The organism is Actinomadura sp. 9N407 (assembly GCF_044326315.1).
Taxonomy (GTDB): Bacteria; Actinomycetota; Actinomycetes; order Streptosporangiales; family Streptosporangiaceae; genus Spirillospora.
The window spans coordinates 1-18,261 of the sequence record NZ_JBIRAW010000001.1 but is presented as its reverse complement, the minus strand read 5'-3'; the positions used below and the strand labels follow the sequence as shown (position 1 = coordinate 18,261).

Genomic DNA, 18,261 nt, shown 5'->3' with positions numbered 1-18,261 from the left:
AGGCGATCCTCAAGAGTCAGCGCGAGCCGATCAGGACCTCGATGCCGTCCAGGACGCGGCGCAGCCCGAACTCGAACGCGTGGCCGGGGCCGACGGCGCCGCCGTACTCCTGGCCGGCGGCCGTCCCGACGCGGGTGCCCAGCGGGTAGCGCTCCAGATCGATGAGCTTCTCCAGCAGCGGCGCGGTGGTCTCCCACCACTGCTCGTCGCTCATGCCGGTGCGCCGCTCGGCCTGGGCGGCGTCGACCGCGACCCGCGCGGCGCTCTCGGCGAACCCGTTGACCAGGGCCACCACCGAGTCCATCTCCACGTCGGTCAGGCCGAGCCCCTCGACGGCGCGCAGCTCGTGCTCGTACTTGTCCAGCGCGTTGGGGCCCATCGGGGGACGGGCGGTCGCGACCTGGAGCATCCACGGATGCCGGTGCAGCACCGCCCAGTTCTCCCGCGCGATGTGCTCCAGCGCGTCCCGCCAGCCGAGCTCTGCCGCCGGCGGGGCCAGCTCGCCGTACGCGCGGTCGAGCATGGCGTCGATCAGCTCGGACTTGCCCGGGACGTAGGTGTAGATCGACATGGCCGCCACGCCGAGCCGCTCGGCGATCCGGCGCATCGACAGCGCGTCCAGGCCCTCGGCGTCGGCGAGGCCGATCGCGGTACCGACGATCTCCGCCGCGGTGAGCTTGGGCCGGGGCCCGCGGCGGGGGCGCTCCTGGACGCCCCACAGCAGCTCAAGGCTGCGCCGGGGGTCGCCCGCCCCGCTGTACTCGGTGGTCACCCGCCCATCCTGGCAGAGAACCGGGATCGCGCGGGAATGAAACTCTGTACGGCGTACGTTATAGTCGTCATCTAATCCCGTACATCGTACAGAGTGAGGGGTGGCGGATGGGCGAGCCCGCGATCGTGGCCGAGGGGCTGCGCAAGCGCTACGGCGGCACCACGGCCTTGGACGGCATCGACCTGGAGGTACCGGCGGGGACCGTGCACGGACTGCTCGGCCCCAACGGCTCGGGCAAGACGACGACGGTCCGCGTCCTGACCACGCTCACCCGGCCCGACGGCGGCCGGGCGCGGATCGCGGGCCACGACGTGGTCCGCGAGGCCGTGCGGGTCCGTACCCGGATCGGCCTGGTCGGGCAGCACGCGGCGGTGGACGAGGTCCTCGGCGGGCGGCAGAACCTGGTGATGTTCGGTCGGCTCTACCACCTGGGCATCCGCGCGGCCCGGCGGCGGGCCGACGAGCTGCTGGAACGGTTCGGCCTGGACGGCACCGGCGACCGGCCCGCCGGTACTTACTCCGGCGGCATGCGGCGGCGCCTGGACCTGGCCGCGAGCATGATCCTGGCCCCGCCGGTGCTGTTCCTGGACGAGCCCACGACCGGCCTCGACCCGCGCGGCAGGACCGAGGTCTGGGACGCCGTGCGCGCCCTGGCCGAGGGCGGCACCACCGTGCTGCTCACCACCCAGTACCTGGACGAGGCCGACCGGCTGGCCGCCGGGATCTCGGTGCTCGACGGCGGCCGGGTGATCGCCGCGGGCACCCCGGAACGGCTCAAGTCCGCGCTCGGCGGCGACCGGATCGACGTCGTCGTCCGGGAGGCCGCCGACCTGCCCCGGGCCGCGGCGATCATCACGCGGACCACCGGCGCGGACGCCGACACCGACGCGGAGACGCTGCGCGCCGGCGCGCCCGTCACCGACCGCGTGGCCGCGCTGACCGCGACCGTGCGGGAGCTGGACGAGGCGGGCATCGCCGTCGCCGACATCGGGCTGCGGCGCCCCACCCTCGACGAGGTCTTCCTGCACCTCACCGGCGGACGACAGGGCGAACGACAGGAGGTACCGGCATGACCACGGCCGATCAGGGCGTCCCAGGTGTTCAGGGTGTCCCGGGGGTCCCGGGCGGGATCCGCTGGGTGGTCACCGACTGCTGGACGCTGACCGTACGGGCCCTGGCGCACTGGGCGCGCTGTCCGGGCGAGGTGGCCGTCGGGCTGCTGTTCCCGGTGATGGTCGTGCTGATGATGGGCTACCTGTTCGGTGGCCAGATGGACGTCCCGGGCGGCGGGGACTACCGGTCGTTCATCATGCCCGGGATGTTCGCGCTGACGATGGTGTTCGGCATCGAGACCACGTTCGCCGCCATCGCGGCCGACGCCGCCAGGGGCGTGCACGACCGGTTCCGGGCGATGCCGATGGCGTCCTCGGCGGTCGTCGCCGGCCGGGGCGCGGCCGACATGCTGCATGCGGTCGCCGCGCTGGCCGTCATGATCGTCTGCGGGCTGGCCATCGGATGGCGCTGGCACGACGGGCTCGGACCCGCGCTGGCCGCGTTCGGGCTGCTCCTGCTGCTGCGGTTCGCGCTGGTGTGGATGGGGATCTACCTCGGCCTGGTCGCCAAGGGGCCCGAGTCGGTGGTCACGGTCCAGATCCTGGTGTGGCCGATCGGCTTCCTGTCCAGCGCCATGGTCGCGCCCAGCACCATGCCCGGCTGGCTGGGCGCGATCGCCGAGTGGAACCCGATGTCGGCCACGGTCACCGCCTGCCGGGAGCTGTTCGGCGACCCCGGCGCGGCCGCCGGCGGCTCCTGGGCGGCCGAGCACGCGGCGCTGATGGCGGTGGTGTGGCCGCTGCTGATCGTGGCGGTCTTCCTGCCCCTGTCGGTACGCCGCCACCGCGCACACGGCCGCTGAGCCGCGCCCACGGCACCTGATCGGCCCGTGGTCGGCCGGCCCGTGGGCCCGCCGACCACGGGCCAGCCGTCCCATGGGCCCGTGGTCTGGAGGCCCGTGGTCTGAAGGCAGGGGCGGCGGTCAGCCGGGCAGGGCGGCGGCGCGGTGGCGAGCCAGGGCCAGCGCGGGGTAGCAGTCGTCGGGGATCGTCTCCGCGCCGGCGAGGGCGGCGCGGAGGCGGGGCCCCACGGCCGCGGCGTCATAGGGCTGGACGACGCACAGCTCGGCCTGCATCGCCTGCCGTGCCGCCGCCATCAGCGCCCGCACGTCGCCGACGATGACGATCTCGCTCGGGGCGTCGCCGTGCGTCAGCCGTACCGCCAGGGCGTGCAGGTCGGCGCCGCCCTCGTAGCGGAACTCGCACACCAGGCGGTCGCCGTCCAGCGGCCCCTCCTGGATCAGCCACACCTGGCCGGACCGGACCGCGCCGAGCGCGCCCGCCCAGGGCGGCTCGGGCAGCTCGCCCAGCTCGGCCGCCGCGCTCGCCGCCACCCGGCGGACCTCGGGGGGCCCGATCGCGGCCAGCGCCCGCAGGAACGTCCTGGTCCCCGGCGTGCCGGCGGCCCGCAGGACGGTGATCAGATCGCCGAGCGCGGTGCGCCGTCCCTCGGCGTGCGGCGCGGCCGATTCCAGCGCGCCGAGCTGCGCGGACGTCCACACCTCGGCCTGCAGCGCGCCGGGCAGGGTGGGCAGCTCGTCGGCCGCCCGCGCGTACGCCTCGTACACCTCGCGCAGGCCGGGCAGCATCAGCCGGGGCGAGGCGGCGTGGGGTCGGGTGCCGTTCACCGTTCCAGATTAGGGGAGCCGTGCCGGGGCTCAGGTGTTGGGGATGGTGAGCAGGGTGCGGTGGGTCCCGATGGTGCGGACCTCGAACCGGGCGATCTCCTCCGGATCCAGGGCCGTTCCGCCCTGCATGACCAGCGGCGCGGGCGAGCCGGGACGCCCGTAGCCCTTGGGCGGGACCGACCAGCCGGCCACCACGTGCGCGTTGCCCCCGCTGTCGACCGCGACCAGCTCGCATTCCAGCGGTCCCCGGATCCCGCCCAGGCGCAGCCCGATCCGGCTGCCCCACTGCTTGTCCTCCATCGCCACCGTGCCGTTCACCCCGCCCGCTTCGGTGGCGCTCACCCGCCGGCCGTCCCGGAACAGCGCCTCCACGCCGCTCTCGGCCACCGGCGCCGGCGGCGCCTCCTCGCGGCCCGAGCCGACCGTGACGCCGAGCCCGGCCGCCCCGCCCATCAGCACGAGCCCGGCCGCCGCCCCGACCAGTGCCTGCGAGACCCGGCGCCGCCGGGCCACCGCCCGGCGGCGCTGCAGCAGGTCGGTCACCACGCCCGGGTCGGGCCGGACCGGCGGCAGCGGGTCCTCGGCGATCGGCGGCAGGCCCTCCAGCGTCGCGGCCACGCCCCGCAGCGCGCCCAGCTCCTGGTGGCAGGCCCCGCAGCCGCCCAGATGGCTCTCGAACGCGCGCCGGTCGGGCTCCTCCAGCAGGCCCAGGGCGTACGCGCCGACATCGGTGTGCTGGATGGCCGCGCTCATGGCGTCACGCCCCTCTCCTCCAGGGCGACGCGAAGCGCCCGGAGCGCGTAGTAGACCCGGGATTTGACCGTGCCCACGGGGATGCCGAGGACCTTGGCGGCCTCGTTCACCGAACGGTCCCGGAAGAAGGTCTCGTTGAGGATCTCCCGGTGCGCCGGCGACAGCGACAGGAGGGCTTCGGAGACGACGACCGAGCGCAGGAGGTCCTCCAACCCGTCGGGGGCGCGCAGGTTCTCCAGCGGGCCCTCGCCCGCCTCCTGCGGCCGAGCGTTCTTGCGGCGCTGGTCGTCGATGACGATCCGGCGCGCCACCGTGGCCAGCCACGGCAGCAGGGAGGCGGCGTCGGCGTCCAGCTGGTGGGCGCTGCGCCAGGCGCGGATCATGGTCTCCTGCACCACGTCCTCGGCCCAGTGCCGGTCCCCGCCGGTCAGCCGGAGCACGAACGACAGCAGCGGCCGGCCGTACACCCGGTACAGCTCGTTCACCAGCACCTGGTCGTCCACGCCGCCGGCCGGCTGGGCGCCGCGGAACCAGCTCCAGGCACCGGTGGCGGTGCGCGTTCGCTCGCGGGTGGCCGACACGGCGGTCGGTGATCTGTGCGCCATCGGGGTCTCCGGCTGCTGGGGTGCGGGGGGTGGTGCTCGGTGACCGGCTCAGGAACCCGGGGGCGCGCCTGAGCGTGCGGGGCCGGTGCCGGGCTTGACGCCACCGTCGCCGCCGCTGCCCGAGCCGCCGGTGCCGGCGCCGAAGCCGGGCGGTACGGGGACGTCGCCGAGGGCCGCGGCCTTGGTGCCGTCGGGCCTGGCGGCGTACCAGGCCCCGCTCACGCCGTGGCCGCTGACGTCGCCGGGGGCGGCGTCCCTGGCGTAGCGGTACATCGGCCATCCGGCGATCGTGAGCTGCGGCGTGCCGTCGGGCCGCCTGACCTGGCCGACCCTGGCCTGGCCGATGCCGCCGGCGATCTGCAGGCCCGGGGTGAAGCGGACCGGGGGCCACATGCGGGCGCAGGCACCCGTGCAGGTGGTGGCGGACGGGCGCGCGCGGTCGCGGTCGTAGCGGTAGAGGGAACGGCCGTTGCTGTCCACGACGATGGTGCCGAGCCGTCCGGCGGCCGCGACCCGGACGCTGGTGACGTTGACCGGCGACCCGTTCCCGGGCGTTCCGTCGCCGGGGACCGCGACCGGTGGCGGCGGCGACTGCGCCGCCCCGTAGCCGTTGCCGTCCTCGGCCGCCCCGGGGACGACGCCGCGGAACTCGCCGCAGCCCGCGAGCAGCAGGCTCGCCGCCACCGCCGCGCCCATCGGCGCGGCCGCCCGCCGCCGGGGTGTCATCGTGCCGTCCTCCGCGCCTCGTCCGGGTGCCTGTCGGGTGGATGTACGGGGGCACGGCGGCGGGAGGTTCAACGCTGCACGGTGTGGAGCCCACCGAATGCGCCTGGTATGGCCAGGTTTGTTCACGGTGGGGCCTTACTTGTTCGCTAGTTTTTCCTTACTTCTGCGACGGCCCGCCCCGGCACCGGCGTCCAAGGGGGCGTTCATCCGCATCACACGACACAGGAGGAGGTGCGTCCCGGCGCGTCACGAGTTCTCCGTACGAGGCGAACACTCACTCCGCATTGGAGCGAATGAGGGCGACCGGCCCGAATCGCTCGGAGGACCGAGGGGCGAACGGACGTGAAAGGCGACGGACTACTGGTCTACCGGCTGCTGGTGGCCGTGGACATCCAGGCGTACAGCAAGCGCGACACCCGCGAGCAGCTGCTGGCCCAGCACCAGCTCAGCCAGGCGCTCGACCGGGCCGCGGCGGGCATCGGGCTGGAGCGCGCCCGGTGGGACAAGCAGGTCGGCGGCGACGGCGAGCTGGCCACCCTGCCCGAGGACGTCGACCCGGCCCCGGTGGCCGGCGACTTCGTCATCGGCCTGGCCGCCCAGCTGCGCGCGCTGAACGGCGGGCGCGGCGACCGGCCACCGCTGCGGGTACGGCTCGCGCTGCACCACGGCACCATGACCGCCGGGCCGTTCGGGCCCGCCGGAGACGCGCCGATCGTGGTGCAGCGGCTGCTGGACTCGGCGCCGCTGCGCCGGCTGCTGGCCGACGACCCGAGCCGCGACCTGGCCTACGTGGTCTCGGAGTCGCTGTACGGCGACGTCGTGCAGACCGGGTTCTGCGCGCTGCCGCCCGCCGCGTTCCAGGCCATCAAGGTCACCGCCAAGGGCACCGCGTTCCGGGGCCACATGCTGACCGGCAGGGCCGAGGGGCGCGCGCGGGAACGGCATGGCGAACGGGGCGGGCCGGGCGACCGGTCCGCCCCGCCGGGCGCCCGCGTGCTGGAGTTCCCGCCCCTGGCCGTCCCGTAGCCCGTCCCTGTGGCCGGCCGGGAAGCAAGGCGGTCCCCGTGAGGTTGTGCCCAGCGACGCCGCGCTCTTCAGGGCCACACCGTGCCCAGGGCGATACCGACTTCACGGGAGATGCCGATGGCGGAACACGCGGGACTGCTGAAACTGCTCGGCGAGCGCGACCTGGGCGTGCTGGCGACGCTGAAGAAGGACGGCCGACCGCAGCTGTCCAGCATCAACTACACCTTCGACGAGGGCCGCCGGCTGGTCCGGATCTCGATCACCGAGGACCGGGCCAAGGCCCGCAACCTGCGCCGCGACCCCCGGGCGAGCCTGCACGTCAGCGCCCCGGACGGCTGGTCGTGGGCGGTCGCCGAAGGCACCGCCGAGCTGACCGGCGTGGCCGCCGACCCGCACGACGCCGCCGTCGAGGAACTGGTCGACGTCTACCGGACGATCCGGGGCGAGCACCCCGACTGGGACGACTACCGGCGCGTGATGGTCGCCGACCGCCGTGTCGTCGTACGGCTGCACGTCGAGCGCGTCTACGGGCAGCCGCCGGCCTGACCCCTGGTCAGTGGATCTGCCCCACCGGCCGGACCACCACGCTGTTGACGTCCACGCCGGGCGGCTGGCCGACGGCCCACACGATCGCCTCCGCCACCTGCCCGGCCGTGATGCTGGGGCCCTCCGGCATGCCGCCCTCGCGGCTCTCCCAGAACGGCGTGTCCACTCGCCCCGGCGCGACGAGCGTCACGCCGACCCCGTCCCCGGTCACCAGCACCCGGGCGTTCTCGGCCAGCGCCGACAGCGCCCACTTGGTCACCGAGTACATGTTGCCCGGCGTGTTCTTCACCCCGGCCGTGCTCCCGACCAGCACGATCCGGCCCCGGCTGCCCTTGAGATGCGGCAGCGCGGCCTTCACCAGCACCGCCGGACCCAGGACGTTGGTCAGCAGCATCTCCCGCCACCGCTCCGGATCGCCGTCGGCCAGCGTGTCATGCGTGGAGATCCCGGCGTTGGCGACCACGTTGTCCAGCCGCCCGAACCGCCGGACCGTCGCCTCAACCGCCTCGGTCACGCTCTCGTGGTCCCCGGCGTCGCCCGGGACGGTCAGCAGCGTGCCGGTGTCGCCGTCGTGCTGGGCGCCGGTCTTGGTCTCGGCCCTGGTCCGGGCCTCGGCCGCGAACCTCTCCAGCCGCTCCCGGCTCCGGCCGGTGATCGTGACCCGGTGCCCCGCGTCCAGCAGCCGGCCCGTGGCCGCCGCCCCGATCCCGCTGCCGCCGCCGGTGACCAGCGTGACCGGCCCTTCCGTCCGCGCCGCGCCCATCCGCCGCCTCCCCGTCCTCGCGTCCGCCGTCACCCCCGACGGTACGCCCGGCAGCGATCTTCGCGCGGGCCGGGCCGGACGCTCTACCATCCCTTTCATGGCGGAAATGACCTCGCGGGACGGATCGTGGACGTTCGACGGTGAGGTCGTGCGGATCGTGCCCGGCCATGATCGTTCGGTGCACAAGCTGCGCAAGGCCCTGGGCGAGGTGGTCGTCCCGCTGGAGGCCCTGCAGGGCGCGGCGTACGAGCCGGGCCGCAAGGGCGGGCGGCTGCGGCTGCGGCTGCGCGACGGCGCCGACCCGTTCACCCAGGCCATCGCGGGCGGGCTGCCCGAGCCCGCCGACCCGTACAAGCTGATCGTGGGCGGCGACCGGACGGGCGCCGCGCAGTTCTTCGCCGACGAGGTGCGCAACTACCTGCTGGTACGGGAGATTCCCGAGGGCCCGTGCGACCGCTACCTGATGCCCGGCCCGGGCGTGCCGCTGACGGCCTCCGCCGGCGACGGCACCGCCTCGTTCGACGGCGAGCGCGTCCGGCTGGAATGGAACTGGCTGGCCAACGGGGCCAAGACGGCCCTGGGAACGCAGACGTTCGAGCTCAAGGACGTGATCGGCGTGGACTGGGGCCGTCAGGCGGGCATGGGCTACGGCTACCTGCGCTTCCGGCTCCGCGAACCGTCCCCGGACCGCCCGCCGGACGAGGATCCGCGCGCGCTGTCGTGGGGGATCCAGCGCGAGGGCGGCACCACGGCCCTGCTCGCCGCCGCCGTGCTCGCCCGGCTTCCGCATCCCGGCGCCGAGCTCGCCGCGCCGGCGGCGCCCGAGATCAGCGCGCCCGCCGCCGGCGACCCCGACGCCATGCTGCGGCGGCTGCGCGAGCTCGGCGACCTGCACCGCGAGGGCGTCCTGACCGACGAGGAGTTCACCGCCGCCAAGCGCAACCTGCTGGGCCTCTGACCGGAATATCACCCGCGCGGAAGAGGATTTCACTCCCAAGTGGAAGATTCCGCCTCCAGTGCGCCGGCGCTTCCTTTGCCCGCGCGGGAGCCCGTGCCACGCTGACGGCACTGCGAGCACGGGGAGGCACCCGCGATGTGCGATGACCCGATCCCAGCGGCCGTACGGCAGGCCCTGCGCGACTACCGGCGGCTGCTGGACGAGCACGGCCCGTCCTGGGGCGAGGATCCGATCGGCTACGTCCGGCAGATCGAGACCAGCGCGTACCTGATGGACGAGCAGGCGTTCTGGATCACCTGCCTGACCCAGGCGGTCGAGCGCTTCCCCGGCGCCGCCGACACCGAGCTGGAGGCCCGGATGGCCGAGCTCGACCCGCACGAGATCATCCGCGACGCGCTCGGCGGGCAGGTCCTGGACAACCTCGCCGCCCTGCGCCTCACCCCTGGCGGAGCCGCACTGGACGCGCGCCCCCAGGCCGTGCTCGACGGGGCCACGTTCCGTACCGGCCTGCTCATCGACTCCGCGCGCGATGCTGCCACGACCGTGCTGCTGGACGGCGAGGCGCACCACGTCCCGCCGCGCGGCGCGCGGCTGATCGGCGTCACCCCGCAGAGCGTGCTGACCGTCGACGACGAGCCGGTCTCCCTGGAGTCCCTGACCCGTACCGCCCGGCCCGCGACCCTCCGCCTGCGCGCGGGCTTCCCCTGCCGCTGGTCGGTGACCGGGGAGGACGGCCAGGGCTGGTATCCCGCCGGCGCCCCGCACCGGCTCGACGCCCACCGCCGGCCCTACTTCCACGGCGACGACCTCGTACTCGACGTCCCCGCCGAACCGCTCACCGTACGGGTCACGCGCGGCATGGAGTACGCCACCGAGGAACGCCGCATCACCCCCGGACCCGGCACCGTCCTCGAACTGGCACCCGAGCGCCTGTACGACGCCGCGTCCCGGGGCTGGTACGGCGGCGACATGCACGTCCACATGAACTGGACCGGCGACACGGTCGGCACGCCCGCCCACGCCGCCACCGTCCAGCACGGCGAGGACCTGCACGTCCTCAACCTCGTCGCCGGCAACGTCGCCTCCGAACGGGTCTACGACCGCGAGGCCCTCGAACACTGGGCCGGGCAGGACCTGGCCTGGTCCGACGCCACCCACATCGCCCGCCTCGGCGTCGAGTACCGCAACGACCTGCTCGGCCACCTGTACGCGTTCGGCGTCCAGCGCCCGCCCCGCCGCTACCACACCGGCTTCCTCGGCACCGCCGACTGGCCGCCCAATGGCCAGGGCTGCGCCGAGCTGCGCGAACTCGGTGCCGTCCTGGGCTACAGCCACCCGTTCCACGTCCCGATCGACGCCGACGCCCCGCCCGCCTTCGCGCTCACCTCCGGCCGCAACTGCTCGGCCCGCGAGATCGTCGCCGACGCCGCGCTCGGCCTGATCGACAGCCTCGACGTCCTCAACCACTCCTCGATCCACGCGACCGCCGTCGTCTACCGCCACCTCCTGGGAGCGGGCAACACCCTGGCCGCCACCGCCGGTACAGACTCGATGCTCTCGTTCGAGCGCCGCGGCAACCAGTCGAGCCCGCCCGGCTGGGAACGCGTCTACGCCCGGGTCGAGGGCCCTCTCACCGCGGCCTCGTTCGCCGACGCGATCCGAGGGGGCCGCACGTTCGCCACCACCGGTCCCTGGCTCGAACTCGACGCCGGCGGCCTCGGCCCCGGAGCGACGCTCGACGCGCGTCCCGGCGACCGCCTCACCGTCACCGTCCGGTCCGTCGGCCCCGAGGTCACGCGCCTGGAGCTGCGTACGGCCGACGGCGTCGTGGCCGAAGGGCCGCCGCACGAGCTGACCGCCGAGCTCACCGTCGGGGAGCCGACCTACCTGGTGGCCGTCGCCTCAGGCCCGGCCCATGCGCGGTCGTTCCACCACACCGGCGTCTACGCCCACACCAGTCCCGTCTACATCGACGTCGACGGCCACCACGTCGCTCGCGAGGCCGACGTCCAATGGTGCCTGGACTACCTGGACGCCCTGGAAGAGCTCCTGCGGACGCAGGCCCGCCTGGAATCCCCGGGCCAGCTGTCCGACCACCTGGCCCTGCTGGACGAGGCCCGTACCGTCTACCGCTCCCGCCGCCGAACCTAGCCGGACCGGGCAGAACAGGACCGGGCAAAAATAAGCGCGAGCCGAGAGCACCCCGCAGTTCCCTCGGCTCGCGCGTTCGTGGGGCCCCCTCAGTCGAGGTCGGGGCCGTAGACCTCCCATAGCTCGCCGGCGAAGAACCGGCCGAACTCCAGCAGCGCCGCCGGGCCGCCGGGGCCCGTCGTGCGGAACGTGGTCAGCTGGCGGGCGAAGTCCGTCAGCTGGATGTGCAGGACGCCCGCCGCGAGCACCGGGGCCGTCTCGTCGCCCTCCTCCACGTGCCCGTCCAGGATCCGGGCGTACAGGGTGGAGGTGTCGGGCCAGATCCGGGTCGGCGGGCCGTGCAGGACGTTCTTGTGGCCGGCGAGGGTGCGGGGCCGGCCCTGGCCGTCGGTGAAGTACAGGCGGTACTTCATCAGTCGGCGATCCTCCGCGCCCCCCGGCGCGAAGAGGTCGAACCAGCCCCGCTGGACCGGGCGGCGGCCCCCGTGACCCGCCGCGTCGATCCACCCTTCGGCCCGGGCGGTGTGCCCGGGCTCGGCCAGGAAGCGATCCACGTCCTCGGCGGTGATGGTGAGCCGGAACGAGAACCGCTCGCGGTCCTCGGCCAGCTCGCCCGCCCGTGGATCGGCGGTCCCCGAGGTGATGAACCCCTTCATCTCCTCGGTGAACGACAGCGACGTACGGCCGGACCCTTCGGGAGAACCGCCCCCGGTTCCCTCGAAGGCCCCCGATTCCGTACCGTGCGCCGGGCCGTTCAGCACCCCGTCGGGCGAGCCGGTCCCCGCGACCGGCTCGGCCCCCGTCGTGACGGGGCGGGACTCGTCCTCCAGGATCCGCGTGGCCATCCGGTCGGCCATCGCGGCGATCGTGAGCGAGGGGTTGGGGCCCACCGGTCCGGGCATCGCCGAACCGTCGGCGATGTAGAGGCCGGGGAACCCGAACACCTCGCCGAAGGCGTCGCAGACGCCCTCGGCCGGGTGGTGCCCCATCGGGGCACCGCCCAGGGGATGGACGGTGATGATGCGCTTGCGGAACCACATCGGGTTGTCGGCGTAGTCCGCGCCCAGCACGTCGGCGATGCCCTCCATCGTCTTGCGGAGCCGCTCGAAGTGCTCCGTGCTGGTCTTGCTGGTCCAGTCGGCGGTCAGCCGCCCGTCCTTGAGCGCCAGCACCCCGTCGGCGGTGTCGCGGCCCATGCCCAGCAGCGGCAGCGAGCTGACCGACAGGGCGCCGTCGCCGATCAGGTCGGCCAGCTCCTTGGACAGGTTGGTGTCGGGCGCGTCGGTGAAGAACTCGGTGAAGCGCGACCACAGGAACTTCACCGCGCGGTCGATCTGGTCGCCGCTCTCGAACGGCTGCAGCATCCAGTCGACGAAGGCCGGGTAGCCGCCGTCCTCGATGTAGGCGCCGCGGCCCGCGCCGGGATGGCCGTCCAGCTCGTCGGGCAGCCGGATGGCGCTGGTGATCACCGGCCCGCGGCTGGCGTCCAGCGGCCGGACCCGGTTGCGGTCCTTGGCCTTGAGCAGGAAGGTCAGCAGGTCGCCGTTGCCGCTGAAGCGGCCGCCCAGCGCGGGGCTCAGGCCCGGGAACGCCGCGCGCGACTTCAGCAGCAGGCGGGTCGTGCCGTACGTGCCGGCGCCCAGGACCAGCCGGTCGCAGGTGATGGTCCGCAGGCCGCCCTTGCGCGCCTTGCTCTCCATGTCGTGGGCGACGTAGTCGACCTCGTAGCCGCCGCCGTCGCGCGGGCGGATCGCCTTGACCTCGTGACCGGTACGCAGATCGGCGCCGTGGTACGCGGCGGCCGACAGGTAGTTGTGGTCGAGGGAGTTCTTGGAGCCCTCGTTGCAGCCGATGTCGCACTCGCCGCACAGCCGGCAGGTGCGCCGCCCGCCGCCGTGCAGGTTGCCGTAGCCCGCGTCGACGATCGGCAGGCTGATCCCGGGCGCCGCGCCGCGCTCGGGGGCGAAGCTGACCGCCAGCGGCGGCAGCGCCCAGTTGAGGCCCAGCTCGGCGGCGGCGTCCTGCATCGCGTGGGTCTTGGGGGTGTCGTCGAACGGCGCCCGGTCGAGCGGGTACGGCGTCGCCTCCATCATGGCCTCGACCCGGTCGTAGTGCGGGTCGAGATCGGCACGGTCCACCGGCCAGGGCTCGTGGCCCCCGCCGGGCGCGTCGTTGACGAACCAGTGCTCGTCCTTGCGCAGCAGGACGTTGGCGTAGATCAGCGAGCCGCCGCCCAGGCCGGCCGACACGACCGAGTCGCAGCCCTTGAAGCGCCACACGTCGAACATGCCGTACAGGCCCTCGGCCGGGTCCCAGAACGCCCGCCCCATCTCGCTGGGGGAGCGGGGGAACGAGCCGGGCGGGTAGGGCCGGCCGCGCTCGAGGAGCACGACCGACCTCCCGGCCTCGGCGAGCCGGAAGGCGGCGACCGAGCCGCCGAACCCCGAGCCGACGACGACGGCGTCGGCGTGCTCGGTGCTCCGGTCCTGGGTCATCTCAGGCGGCCTTCCGGTCAGTGCTGTGCTTCTGGAAGTGCGAGAGGATCCGCGGGTAGACGTCCTGGTGGGCGTTCTTGCCGAGGATCGGGTCGATATGGCCGTAGCCGGGCAGGATCTCCAGCTCGTGCCGGCCCGGGACGAGCTTCGACAGCAGCGCGTGGCAGACCACGTTCGAGTCGGTGAAGATCTTGTTGTGATCGCCGGTGGTGAACAGGATCGGCGTCGTGATCTCGGCCGCGCGGGCCAGGTAGTCGGCCGGCAGCCCGGTCAGCTTGGGGTCGCGCTTGTCGAACCTGACCGCCTTGCCGGCCTTCACCATCTTGCTGATGTGCCGGTAGTAGTGGACGGTCGAGGCGCCGTTGATGTCGGCGAGCCGGTCGTGCTGGTGCGTCTCGGGAGCGAGGTTCTCGTGCATGAAGAACCCGGGCCGCCCGGTCGCCCACATGAAGCTCTGCATGTGGCACGCGGACTCTTTGCACTCGGGATGGAACGCCGAGATGACCTTGGACATCAGCCACCGGCCGCTGAGCTTGGGCGCCTCGGTGAACCGCGGGTCGATGTAGGGGGAGCCGAGGACGTAGTCGGCGAAGTTGGGCCCGACCGCCATCTTGACCTTGGACCAGGCCGGGACGCGCGGGGTCAGCGAGACGCTGTTGACGACCAGGCTGGCCAGGTCGTCCTCCACCGCGCCGCCGAACAGGCTCATGCTGTACGACAGGGCGCCCAGGCAGTGGGCGAAGACGTGCACCCGGCGGTCGCCGATGTGAGCGCGCAACTCGCGCATCGCGGCCGGGTAGTCGAACAGCGCGATGTCGTCCAGGGAGAAGCGCCTGCCGCTGGTGTTGTACGGGAAGCGGTTGCTCATCCGGAAGTCCAGCGCCCACACGTCGCCGAAGCCGTTGTCGAGCAGGTAGCTCACCATGTTCCGGATCTCGGGCATGACGAACAGGTCGCTGGAGGAGGTCAGCCCGTGCATGAGCAGGACGACGTCGTCGCTGTCCTCGCGGTGGAACCGCGACAGTGTCAGCAGCAGGTCGTCCTCGGTCGTGAACGGATGCAGCGACACCTGGGCGTCGGTGACGCCCTCACCCGAGAAACGTCGGATTCGGCGTGCCATGTCTGTGTCCTCCCGGCTCAACGTCGGTCCAACAGTGCCAGTCGCCTACGACGGTGCGACATCGTGGAAAACCCGTATTCGTCCCCTTGGGCACGTGGGGTACGTGTGAAGTAAGAGTCCGGTTTCGACCGCATGGTTCATTGTCGTCCGGATCTTGTTCCGGTGTCCGTGCGGGGTGCCACGTTCCAAATGAGCCGCATGACCCAAGCGGTGGGCGGTGGGTGCGGGAGGCTCAGGCCTCGCGGTCGCCGGAACGGGCGTTGAGCGCGGTGGCGACGCCGACCCGCGAGGTCACGCCGAGCTTGCCGAAGACCCGGGACAGGTGGGTCTCGACCGTCCGGACGCTGAGGAACAGCTTCTCGGCCACCTGCTGGTTGGTGCAGCCCTGCGCGACCAGCGAGGCGATCTCGTACTCCCGGGGGGACAGCCCGAACGGCTCGGTGCCGCCGCCACCGCGGCGCGGGCCCGCGACCCGGACCCCGAGGCGGCGCTGCTCCCGTACGGTCTGGGCGGTCAGCGCCTTGGCCCCGCACGCCTCGAACAGGGCGGCGGCGGCGCGCAGCCGCTCGCGGGCCGGGTCGCGCTCACCGGCGGCCTGATGGGCCAGGCCGGCGGCCAGCTCGGCGCGGCCGGCCTCGACCCGGCGGCCCGCACCGGCCAGCAGGGCGCCGGCCTCGGTGGCCAGCTGGGCGGCCCGGCGCGGGTCGTCCGGGCGCGCCGCGTGCGCGCGGGCGAGCCTGATCAGCCCGGTGTCGGCGGGCGTCCCGAGCGTGCCCAGCGCGTCGGCGATGTGCGCCCACCGGGCCGGGTCGCCCTCCTTGCGGCAGGACTCGGTCCAGGCCAGCAGCTCGGCGCAGCTCAGCAGCGTGGACGGGTCGAGCCGGGGATCGGACGCGTCGCCGCAGGCCTCCAGCAGGGCGGCGGAGCCCTCGTCGTGCCGGCCGGCGTTGACCAGCGCGACGGCGCGGGCGTAGCGGGCCATCGCCCCCCACCACTCGCCGGCGCCGAGGTCCCCGGCGACGGCGTCCCGGCCCGCCAGCAGCGCCTTGTCGTGATCACCGGACCAGGTGGCGACCAGGCACTGCTGGGTGAGCCCGAAGACCAGCGCCTCGCCCGACCGCAGCAGCCGGGCGGTCTCGGTGGCCTCCTCGGCGGCGTCGGCGGCCTCGTCCAGCCGGCCCAGCAGGGTGAACGCACGGGCCCGCGCGTTGAGCAGGTAGGTGATGTAGGAGGCCTGGCCGGTGGAGCGGGCGACGGCGGTGCTGCGCTCGATGTGCCGCAGGGCGTCGTCGTAGCGGCCCATCATGATCTCGGTCCAGCAGAACCAGGGGAAGGTGTCGAGCGCCTCGGCGATATGGCTGTCGGGGGCGGCGGCGAACAGCCGGTCGGCGGCCTCGGCGTAACCGGCCGCGTCGGCGACCCGCCCGGTGGCATAGGCGGGCAGCACGCGCAGCGAGGCGACCGCGAGCGCCAGGCCGGGCTCCCAGCCGGGCCCGTTGTCGGGCATCCGGTCGAGCACGGCCTGGGCGCCGCGGATGTCGTTGCGCATCAGCCGGTCGGCGATCAGCCGGACCCGCAGCAGCACCGCGGCGGGCGCCTGCGGGTCGGGGATGCGGTGCAGCTCGTCCAGGACCAGCGCCCGGGCCTCCTGGTGGCGGTGCAGCTGCCGCTCGATCACCGCGCACATCTGGACGGCGCGGGCGCGGCGGGCATGGTCGCCGGTCGGCAGCAGCCGCAGCAGCGTGCGGGCGGTCTCGCGGCCCTCCACCAGCCGGCCGCTGACGGTCTGGGCGTGCGCCAGCTCCGACAGCAGCCGGATCCGCCGGGGCCGGGCCGGGTCGTCGTCGCCGCCGGCGTCCGGACCCTCGGGGTCCTCGGGCATCAGGCGCAGTGCCGCCTCCAGCCAGTGCGCGGCGGTGGCCGGGGCCTGCGGCGCGACCGTACGGGCCGCCTCGACCAGGGTCGCGATCGCCGACCGGTCGCCGTAGCGGGCCGACCGTTCGACATGGTGGGCGCGCAGCGTGGCGGGCGCGCCGAGATCGGCCAGGTAGCGGGCGATCCTGGCGTGCGCGGCGAGCCGCCAGCCGGCGGCCGCCGACCCGTACACGACATGCCGGACGAGGGGATGGCGGAACTGGAACCGTCCCGGCGAGGCGGGCCTGACCACGTCCCGCGCGACCAGGTCGTCGAGCGCGGCGAGCGCCTCGGCCTCGGGCAGCTCCGCGCCGGCCGCGGCCAGCGCGGGCTCGAACTCGTCGGCGGCCACGGCGGCGGCCCGCGCGACCAGCAGCGCGGTCTCGTGCAGGCCGCTCAGCTCGACCTGGAGCGCCGAGCGCACGGCGGGCGGCAGGTCGGTGATCTCGCCCAGGTCGGGCAGCCCGCCCCAGCGCTCGGTGCCGGAGTCGTCGGCGGGCGCGGCCTCGCCGGTGCCCTCCTTGCGGGCCAGCGCCTCCAGATAGAACGGGTTGCCGCCGCTGGCCTCGTACAGGGCCTGGCAGCGGGAGCGGCCGACGCGCGGGCCGAGGAACTGCTCGACCTCGGCTGGGGTGAACGGGTCGGCCGCCACGCTGACGCCGTGCTCGCCGGCGACGTCGACGAGGGTGGCCAGCCGCGGCGAGGCCTGGGCCGGGCGGTAGGCGACGCCGATCAGCACCCGGGCCCGGGGCGGATGGCGGACCAGGTAGCCCAGCAGCTCGATCGAGGCGTCGTCGGCCCAGTGCACGTCGTCCAGGACCAGCACGAGCCCCTGCTCGGCGGCCAGCTCCTCCAGCAGGTGCCGGACGGCGCGGTGCAGCTGGTAGCGGGCGACGCCGAGCGCCCCGCTGCCCTCCGCGGCCGCCTCCGATGTCGCGGATCGTCCCGATATTTCGGACTGTGCCTGGGGCGAACCGGGAGCGTTCCCGACTGTGGCGCCCGCGCCCGTACCGGTGAGGGCGGGGAACACGGTGGACAGCAGCCGGGCCGTCGCGGGGTCGAGCGCCGGGCGGCACTCCTCCAGCTGGTCGTCGAGCGCGTCCACCAGGGCACCGAAGGGCATCTGCTGCTCGAACTCGGCGGCGCGGCCGGTCAGTACCGGCAGCTTGCGGGCGGCTCCGGCGGCGGCCAGCTCGCCCAGCAGCCGGGTCTTGCCCGCGCCCGGATCGCCCGACAGCGCCAGAAAGCGGAACGAGCCGTCGATCGCGAAGTCGAGTGCCTGGTCCAGGACGCGGAGGGCCCCCCGCCGGCCGACCAAGGGGACGCCGGTGGTGAGGCCACCCGTGTTCCGGTCCGCGCGACCCTGCATGTCCACACCCCAACATTGACAGGCGGTCGATGCGCCGTGAACGTTCTCGTCGTGTGATGAACCGACTGCCGTGACCCGGATCCGGCCCGGGTCATGATACGGATCTCGAGGCGAGGGGGTGAGGCGGCGCACCGGGCCGGGCCGCCGGCCGATGCGGGCCGTCCCCCGCGTCCCTTTTCATGTGTTATCAACCGTCATCGTGGCCCACGTGTCAACAGCGGCGGCCGATCCGGTCGGCCCGCGGGGCCATTCTCGCAGCACCGCGCGTCGACTCGTGGCGTGTTCGCCGTTTAGCGGCCGCGCACGGGCGAACACGCCACGAG

The 18,261-nt window shown here is 74.1% G+C and carries 15 protein-coding genes; 6 read left to right on the top strand and 9 right to left on the bottom strand.

The genetic code is table 11. The features are described from left to right. Window positions 1-16 precede the first annotated feature (16 nt). A complete protein-coding gene (locus ACH34Q_RS00075; RefSeq protein ID WP_395980562.1) occupies window positions 17-772 on the bottom strand; it encodes a TetR/AcrR family transcriptional regulator in 756 nt (251 codons plus the stop codon). A gap of 107 nt (window positions 773-879) precedes the next feature. Between ACH34Q_RS00075 and ACH34Q_RS00070 the strand changes: the two genes are divergently transcribed. Both ACH34Q_RS00070 and ACH34Q_RS00065 read left to right on the top strand, forming a co-directional pair. Then, on the top strand, window positions 880-1,845 hold the full coding sequence (locus tag ACH34Q_RS00070; RefSeq protein ID WP_395980561.1) for an ATP-binding cassette domain-containing protein: 966 nt from the start codon (window positions 880-882) through the stop codon (window positions 1,843-1,845). Beyond that, complete coding sequence (locus ACH34Q_RS00065) at window positions 1,842-2,687, top strand: ABC transporter permease (protein ID WP_395980560.1); 846 nt, start codon at window positions 1,842-1,844, stop codon at window positions 2,685-2,687. The genes ACH34Q_RS00070 and ACH34Q_RS00065 overlap by 4 nt, the downstream gene beginning before the upstream one ends. Window positions 2,688-2,807: 120 nt before the next feature. On the opposite strand, the gene ACH34Q_RS00060 is transcribed toward ACH34Q_RS00065, so the two are convergent. The 4 genes from ACH34Q_RS00060 to ACH34Q_RS00045 all read right to left on the bottom strand — a co-directional run bounded on the left by ACH34Q_RS00060 (window position 2,808) and on the right by ACH34Q_RS00045 (window position 5,596). Next, window positions 2,808-3,512 carry a hypothetical protein gene (locus ACH34Q_RS00060; protein WP_395980559.1) on the bottom strand — a complete coding sequence of 235 codons (705 nt, stop codon included), beginning with the start codon at window positions 3,510-3,512 and terminating at the stop codon, window positions 2,808-2,810. Between the two features lie 30 nt (window positions 3,513-3,542). Beyond that, entirely contained in the window at window positions 3,543-4,265 is a 723-nt protein-coding gene (locus ACH34Q_RS00055) for an anti-sigma factor family protein (RefSeq protein WP_395980558.1), read from the bottom strand. Next, window positions 4,262-4,750: a sigma-70 family RNA polymerase sigma factor gene (locus ACH34Q_RS00050; protein WP_395981062.1), complete on the bottom strand. Its 489-nt coding sequence runs from the start codon at window positions 4,748-4,750 to the stop codon at window positions 4,262-4,264. Before ACH34Q_RS00050 ends, ACH34Q_RS00055 begins: the two co-directional genes overlap by 4 nt. Window positions 4,751-4,918: 168 nt before the next feature. Continuing rightward, window positions 4,919-5,596: a hypothetical protein gene (locus tag ACH34Q_RS00045; RefSeq protein WP_395980557.1), complete on the bottom strand. Its 678-nt coding sequence runs from the start codon at window positions 5,594-5,596 to the stop codon at window positions 4,919-4,921. 342 nt (window positions 5,597-5,938) lie between these two features. On the opposite strand from ACH34Q_RS00045, the gene ACH34Q_RS00040 reads away from it, so the two are divergent. Then, the gene (locus tag ACH34Q_RS00040) at window positions 5,939-6,622 is read left to right on the top strand and encodes a hypothetical protein (RefSeq protein WP_395980556.1); all 684 of its coding nucleotides are present in this window, start codon (window positions 5,939-5,941) and stop codon (window positions 6,620-6,622) included. Between the two features lie 117 nt (window positions 6,623-6,739). After that, a complete protein-coding gene (locus ACH34Q_RS00035; RefSeq protein ID WP_395980555.1) occupies window positions 6,740-7,168 on the top strand; it encodes a PPOX class F420-dependent oxidoreductase in 429 nt (142 codons plus the stop codon). Between the two features lie 7 nt (window positions 7,169-7,175). Here the strand turns inward: ACH34Q_RS00035 and ACH34Q_RS00030 are convergent, their stop codons facing one another. Next, a complete protein-coding gene (locus ACH34Q_RS00030; RefSeq protein WP_395980554.1) occupies window positions 7,176-7,931 on the bottom strand; it encodes an SDR family oxidoreductase in 756 nt (251 codons plus the stop codon). 97 nt (window positions 7,932-8,028) lie between these two features. Between ACH34Q_RS00030 and ACH34Q_RS00025 the strand changes: the two genes are divergently transcribed. Together ACH34Q_RS00025 and ACH34Q_RS00020 are read left to right on the top strand one after the other, a co-directional pair. Further along, the gene (locus ACH34Q_RS00025) at window positions 8,029-8,889 is read left to right on the top strand and encodes a DUF4429 domain-containing protein (RefSeq protein WP_395980553.1); all 861 of its coding nucleotides are present in this window, start codon (window positions 8,029-8,031) and stop codon (window positions 8,887-8,889) included. Window positions 8,890-9,024: 135 nt separating this feature from the next. Beyond that, on the top strand, window positions 9,025-11,040 hold the full coding sequence (locus ACH34Q_RS00020; RefSeq protein WP_395980552.1) for a CehA/McbA family metallohydrolase: 2,016 nt from the start codon (window positions 9,025-9,027) through the stop codon (window positions 11,038-11,040). An 89-nt stretch (window positions 11,041-11,129) separates the two neighbouring features. Here the strand turns inward: ACH34Q_RS00020 and ACH34Q_RS00015 are convergent, their stop codons facing one another. The 3 genes from ACH34Q_RS00015 to ACH34Q_RS00005 form a co-directional block, all read right to left on the bottom strand. Next, complete coding sequence (locus ACH34Q_RS00015) at window positions 11,130-13,535, bottom strand: GMC oxidoreductase (RefSeq protein ID WP_395980551.1); 2,406 nt, start codon at window positions 13,533-13,535, stop codon at window positions 11,130-11,132. A 1-nt stretch (window position 13,536) separates the two neighbouring features. After that, window positions 13,537-14,655 carry an alpha/beta hydrolase gene (locus ACH34Q_RS00010; RefSeq protein WP_395980550.1) on the bottom strand — a complete coding sequence of 373 codons (1,119 nt, stop codon included), beginning with the start codon at window positions 14,653-14,655 and terminating at the stop codon, window positions 13,537-13,539. Between the two features lie 232 nt (window positions 14,656-14,887). Further along, window positions 14,888-17,938 (bottom strand): AAA family ATPase, encoded by a 3,051-nt coding sequence (locus ACH34Q_RS00005; protein WP_395980549.1) that lies wholly within the window; start codon window positions 17,936-17,938, stop codon window positions 14,888-14,890. Between the last annotated feature and the right edge of the window lie 323 nt (window positions 17,939-18,261).

What these genes read in the sequence shown, in the direction of transcription:
- ACH34Q_RS00070 (WP_395980561.1), top strand. Translation starts at nt 880, where the DNA reads ATGGGCGAGCCCGCGATCGTGGCCGAGGGGCTGCGCAAGCGCTACGGC.
- ACH34Q_RS00065 (WP_395980560.1), top strand. Translation starts at nt 1,842, where the DNA reads ATGACCACGGCCGATCAGGGCGTCCCAGGTGTTCAGGGTGTCCCGGGG.
- ACH34Q_RS00055 (WP_395980558.1), bottom strand. Translation starts at nt 4,265, where the DNA reads ATGAGCGCGGCCATCCAGCACACCGATGTCGGCGCGTACGCCCTGGGC.
- ACH34Q_RS00045 (WP_395980557.1), bottom strand. Translation starts at nt 5,596, where the DNA reads ATGACACCCCGGCGGCGGGCGGCCGCGCCGATGGGCGCGGCGGTGGCG.
- ACH34Q_RS00035 (WP_395980555.1), top strand. Translation starts at nt 6,740, where the DNA reads ATGGCGGAACACGCGGGACTGCTGAAACTGCTCGGCGAGCGCGACCTG.
- ACH34Q_RS00030 (WP_395980554.1), bottom strand. Translation starts at nt 7,931, where the DNA reads ATGGGCGCGGCGCGGACGGAAGGGCCGGTCACGCTGGTCACCGGCGGC.
- ACH34Q_RS00025 (WP_395980553.1), top strand. Translation starts at nt 8,029, where the DNA reads ATGGCGGAAATGACCTCGCGGGACGGATCGTGGACGTTCGACGGTGAG.
- ACH34Q_RS00020 (WP_395980552.1), top strand. Translation starts at nt 9,025, where the DNA reads ATGTGCGATGACCCGATCCCAGCGGCCGTACGGCAGGCCCTGCGCGAC.
- ACH34Q_RS00015 (WP_395980551.1), bottom strand. Translation starts at nt 13,535, where the DNA reads ATGACCCAGGACCGGAGCACCGAGCACGCCGACGCCGTCGTCGTCGGC.
- ACH34Q_RS00010 (WP_395980550.1), bottom strand. Translation starts at nt 14,655, where the DNA reads ATGGCACGCCGAATCCGACGTTTCTCGGGTGAGGGCGTCACCGACGCC.
- ACH34Q_RS00005 (WP_395980549.1), bottom strand. Translation starts at nt 17,938, where the DNA reads ATGCAGGGTCGCGCGGACCGGAACACGGGTGGCCTCACCACCGGCGTC.